The sequence below is a fragment of the Streptomyces murinus genome, from assembly GCF_002154555.1.
GTDB classification, from domain to species: Bacteria; Actinomycetota; Actinomycetes; order Streptomycetales; family Streptomycetaceae; genus Streptomyces; species Streptomyces murinus.
On sequence record NZ_MUNF01000057.1, the window covers coordinates 1 to 4,976 of the forward strand.

Here is a 4,976-nt window from a genome sequence, read left to right on the forward strand (position 1 = left end):
CCCGCGCCCCTGAGGGAACTGCCGTTCCGTCGGCGACAAGGGCCCGGCATCCCGCCGGGCCCTCAGCCCGTCCGGCCTACAGGTTGCTGAAGTCCGGACCCTGCGTCCGCGTCCGCTTGATCTCGTAGAAGCCCGGGACCGAGGCGACCGCCAGGGTGCCGTCCCAGAGGCGGGCGGCCTGTTCGCCCTTGGGGGCGGGGGTGACGACGGGGCCGAAGAAGGCGATCTGCTCGCCGTCGTCGCCGGGGACGGCGATGACCGGGGTGCCGACCTCCTGGCCGACCTTGTCGATGCCCTCCTTGTGGGAGGCGCGCAGCTCGGCGTCGAACTCGAAGTCCTGCTGCTCGGCGTAGTCGATCAGCTCGGCGGGCAGGCCGACGTCGGCGAGCGCCCCGGCGATGGACTCCAGGGTGATGCCCTCGCCGTTGTTGTGGATGCGGGTGCCGAGCGCGGTGTACAGCGAGCCCACGACCTCCTGGCCGTGCTTCTGCCAGGCGGCGGTGACGACCCGGACGCCCTGCCAGGCGCGCACGGCGAGCATCTCCCGGTACTCCTCGGGCAGCGTGTCCAGCTTGTCCTCGTTGAGGACGGCGAGGCTCATGACGTGCCAGCGGACCTCGATGTCGCGGAGCTTCTCCACCTCCAGGACCCAGCGGGAGGTCATCCAGGCCCACGGGCACAGCGGGTCGAACCAGAAGTCGACAGGGGTCTTGCCGGACGGGGAAGCGGTCTCGGACATGGCTCTCCTCAGCGAAACGGTCTTCTTGAGGGATCAACGACGTCGTCCCGGAGGGCATTCCCCGATGATTCCTGTCAGGGGCACATGGCAGGATCGGTGCTGTTCAGACCTGAATCACGCGATCACAAGGGAGTGCCGCCGTGCCCGGTGAGAATCTTTCCCGCGACGAGGCCCGGGAGCGGGCCGCACTGCTGTCCGTCGAGGGATACGACGTGTCCCTGGACCTCAGGTCGGCCGTCGGCGACGCGGACGGCGAGCCGCGCACGTTCCGCTCGGTCACCACGATCCGCTTCCGCTGCAACGAGCCGGGCGCGTCCAGCTTCGCCGACCTGATCGCGCCGAGCGTGACCGCGGTGTCGCTCAACGGCAAGGACCTCGACCCGAGCGAGGTCTTCGACGGCGCCCGGATCGCGCTTGAGGACCTGGCCGCGGAGAACGAGCTGGTGGTCGACGCCCAGTGCGCCTACTCCCGCACCGGCGAGGGCCTGCACCGGTTCGTGGACCCCGAGGACGGCGAGGTCTACCTCTACACGCAGTACGAACCGGCCGACTCCCGCCGGGTGTTCGCCAACTTCGAGCAGCCGGACCTCAAGGCGCCCTTCCGCTTCGAGGTGCGCGCGCCCGAGGGCTGGACCGCGTGGAGCAACGGCGCCGGTGAACTCACCGACGGCGTCTGGAAGTTCGCGGAGACGAAGCCGATCTCGACGTACATCACCTGTGTGGTGGCGGGGCCGTACCACTATGTGACGGACTCCTACTCCCGTACGTTCGCGGACGGTACGACGCTGGAGATCCCGCTGGGCGCGATGTGCCGCAAGGGGCTCGCGCCGCACTTCGACGCCGACGACGTCTTCCTGGTCACCAAGCAGGGCCTGGACTTCTTCCACGAGAACTTCGACTACCCGTACCCGTTCGGGAAGTACGACCAGGCGTTCGTGCCGGAGTACAACCTGGGCGCGATGGAGAACCCGGGCCTGGTGACCTTCCGCGAGGAGTACATCTTCCGCGGCAAGGTGACGCAGGCGTCGTACGAGGCCCGCGCCAATGTGATCCTGCACGAGATGGCGCACATGTGGTTCGGCGACCTGGTCACCATGGCCTGGTGGGACGACCTGTGGCTGAAGGAGTCCTTCGCGGACTTCATGGGCACGTTCGGCAATGTCGGCGCGACCCGCTTCAAGGACGCCTGGATCACCTTCGCCAACCGCCGCAAGGCGTGGGCGTACCGCGCGGACCAGCTGCCGTCCACGCACCCGATCACCGCGGACATCCGCGACCTCCAGGACGCCAAGCTCAACTTCGACGGCATTACCTACGCCAAGGGCGCCTCCGTCCTCAAGCAGCTGGTGGCGTACGTCGGCCAGGACGCCTTCCTGGAGGGCGCCCGCCGCTACTTCAAGCGGCACGCGTACGGCAACACGCGCCTGGGTGACCTGCTGTCGGTGCTCGGCGAGACCAGCGGCCGGGACATGACGGCCTGGTCGCGGTCCTGGCTCCAGACGGCCGGGGTGAACGCGCTGACCCCGCAGGTGCTCCTGGCGGACTCCCGCGTCGCGGAGCTGGCGGTGCTCCAGGAGGCCGCCGAGTCGCACCCCGAGCTGCGCCCGCACCGGATCGCGGTGGGCCTGTACCGGCTGACCGAGGGCGGCGCCCTGGAACGGTACGCGCGGGTGGAGACGGACGTGGAGGGCCCGCGTACGGTCGTGGCGGACCTCGCCGGTGCCGAGGCCCCGGACCTGGTGCTGGTCAATGACGACGACCTCACCTACTGCAAGATCCGCTTCGACGCGGCCTCGCTGGACACGCTGCTGGAGCACCTGGGCGACCTGACCGACCCGCTGGCACGCGCGCTGTGCTGGTCGGCGCTGTGGAACATGACCCGGGACGCGCTGCTGCCGGCCCGGGACTTCATCGCCCTGGTGCTGCGGTTCGCGAGCCGCGAGTCCGACATCGGTGTGCTCCAGATGCTGCACGCCTGGACCCACACCGCGCTGGACCGCTACGCCGCCCCCGACTGGCGGGAGACGGGTGGCGCGCTGCTCGCCGAGGGCGCGCTGCGTCAGCTGCGGGCGGCCGACGCGGGCAGCGAGCACCAGCTGGCCTGGGCGCGCTTCTTCGCCTCGACGGCCTCGGCCGAGCCGGATCTCGCGCTGCTGAAGGACCTGCTGGACGGCACCGCGTCCATCGAGGGCCTGGAGGTGGACCAGGAGCTGCGCTGGGCGTTCCTCGGCCCGCTGGCCGCCCATGGCGTGGCGGACGAGTCCGTGATCGCCGCCGAGCTGGCCCGGGACGACACCGCGTCCGGCAAGCGCCACCAGGTGCGCTGCCTGGCGGCCCGTCCGTCGGCGGCCGTCAAGGCGCAGGCGTGGGCGCAGGTGGTGGAGTCCGACACGCTGTCGAACGCGCTGGTGGAGGCCACCATCGCGGGCTTCGACCAGCCCTCCCAGCGGGAGCTGACCGCGCCGTACGCCGAGAAGTACTTCGCGGCCATCGACCGGCTCTGGCAGGAGCGTTCGATCCAGATCGGCATGGACATCGTCAGCGGACTGTTCCCGGCGCTCCAGGACCGGCCCGGGACGCTGGCCGCGACGGACGCGTGGCTCGCGGCGCACGAGGAGGCGGCGCCTGCGCTGCGGCGGCTGGTGCTGGAGGCGCGGGACGACCTGGCGCGGGCCCTGCGCGCACAGGAGCGCGACGCACAGGCCGGCTGACCTGTCGCCCGAGCCGAGCTTTGGCCCGAGCTGAGCTTTGGCCTGGACTGAGCTTTGGCCTGAGCTTTGGCGGTCGGTGACCGTTACGGGACCCGTACCCACCAGGCCGTAACCCCTGGTCCGCACCCGAGCGGACCAGGGGTTTCCGGTGCCCTTTCGGCATCCGAACACCTGACCTTTAGTACTACCTTGTCCGCATTTCTCGACGACCGTGTAACAGCGGTTAAAGGGGGGACCAAGGGTGGGCATCCGAAGGGCATGACGCACAATGCACCGCTCTCCTCCGGCTCCCTCGGTCACCTCGGCCCGCTCGCCGAGCCCCATCAGCGGGTCCTGACCACGGCCCAGCTGCGCGCCCACGGGGTGACCACGGCCGAACTCTCCGCACGGTGCCGCCCGGGCGGGCCCTGGTCCCAACTGCTGCCGCACATCTACTTGTTGCACCCCGGGCCGCCGACGGGCGAGGAGCGGCTGCACGGCGCCCTGCGGTACGCGGCCCGGGAACCCGCGCCCGGCGTCCCGGTCCAGCCGACCGGGCGGCACGCGTACCGGCCGCCCTACCCGGGCGCGGTGCTCACCGGCCTCGCGGCGCTCGCCCTGTACGGCTTCACGGGGACACCGGCGCCGGCGGACCTGGAGCGCGTCGACGTCCTGGTGCCCCGGCAGCGCCGACTGCGCTCCACCGGCTACGTCCGCGTCCTGCGCACCGCCGACCTGCCCACCCCCGCCACGGTGACCGGGCTGCCGCTGGCACCGGTGCCACGGGCGCTGGCGGACGCGGTCGCGGAGCTGCGGGACGGGGCGGCGGTACGGCGGCTGCTGACCGAGGCGGTGCGCGATGGACACTGCGAACCGGCCGCCGTCGTACGGGAGTTGACCGACGCGAACCTGCTCGGGCTGCCGCAGGTGAGGGACGCGGTGGGCTCGCTGGTGGCGGAGGGCCGCGCGATCGCGGAGAGCCGGCTGTACCGGATGGTGTCCGAGCACGGCCTGCCGGACCCGCTGTGGAACGTCGAGCTGCGGCTGCCCGGCGGGCCCCGCCTCGGCGCCCTGGACGCGTACTGGCCGGACCAGGCGGTCGCGGTCGAGCTGGACACCCGGGCGCAGCACGGGCACGCGGAGGGCGAGTCCGACGAGGAGTCGGAGTGGTCGCGCCACGCCCGCAAGCGGGAGCACCTGGAGCGGCTCGGCATCACGGTCGTCCATCTGACCCCGAGGAAGCTCAGGGACGCGATGGAGCAGCAGGCCGCGGTGGTCCGTACGGCCCTGATGGCGGCGGACGACCGCGAGCCCGCCGCCTATGTGGTGGTCCTGCCCCGGTAGTTCAGGCCTCTTCCGGGGTCTCGTGGTGGACGTGCAGATCGCCGTTCATCACGGTGTAGACGGTGCCGTGGTCCTTGGCGGTGTTGTTCTGGACGGGACCGGCGGCCTCCCGGCCGGCCTCGGGGGCGGCCTGCCGGACCTCGACGCGGTTGTCGTTCCCGGCGACGCGACCGGGCCGGACGCGTCGCCGGGAACGACAACCG

General features: G+C 71.5%; 3 protein-coding genes and 1 pseudogene. 2 read left to right on the top strand and 2 right to left on the bottom strand.

Features of this window, described 5'->3' with window-relative positions; translation table 11 throughout:
* Positions 1 to 76: 76 nt before the first annotated feature.
* Complete coding sequence (locus CCN72_RS04470; RefSeq protein ID WP_086806413.1) at positions 77 to 739, bottom strand: mycothiol-dependent nitroreductase Rv2466c family protein; 663 nt, start codon at positions 737 to 739, stop codon at positions 77 to 79.
* 140 nt (positions 740 to 879) lie between these two features.
* Between CCN72_RS04470 and pepN the strand changes: the two genes are divergently transcribed.
* Entirely contained in the window at positions 880 to 3,450 is a 2,571-nt protein-coding gene (gene pepN, locus CCN72_RS04475; protein WP_086806414.1) for an aminopeptidase N, read from the top strand.
* 258 nt (positions 3,451 to 3,708) lie between these two features.
* Positions 3,709 to 4,773 (top strand): hypothetical protein, encoded by a 1,065-nt coding sequence (locus tag CCN72_RS04480; protein WP_086806415.1) that lies wholly within the window; start codon positions 3,709 to 3,711, stop codon positions 4,771 to 4,773.
* A 1-nt stretch (position 4,774) separates the two neighbouring features.
* On the opposite strand, the pseudogene CCN72_RS38860 reads toward CCN72_RS04480, so the two are convergent.
* Positions 4,775 to 4,976 (bottom strand): annotated as a pseudogene (locus CCN72_RS38860) (hypothetical protein); the annotation flags it as partial.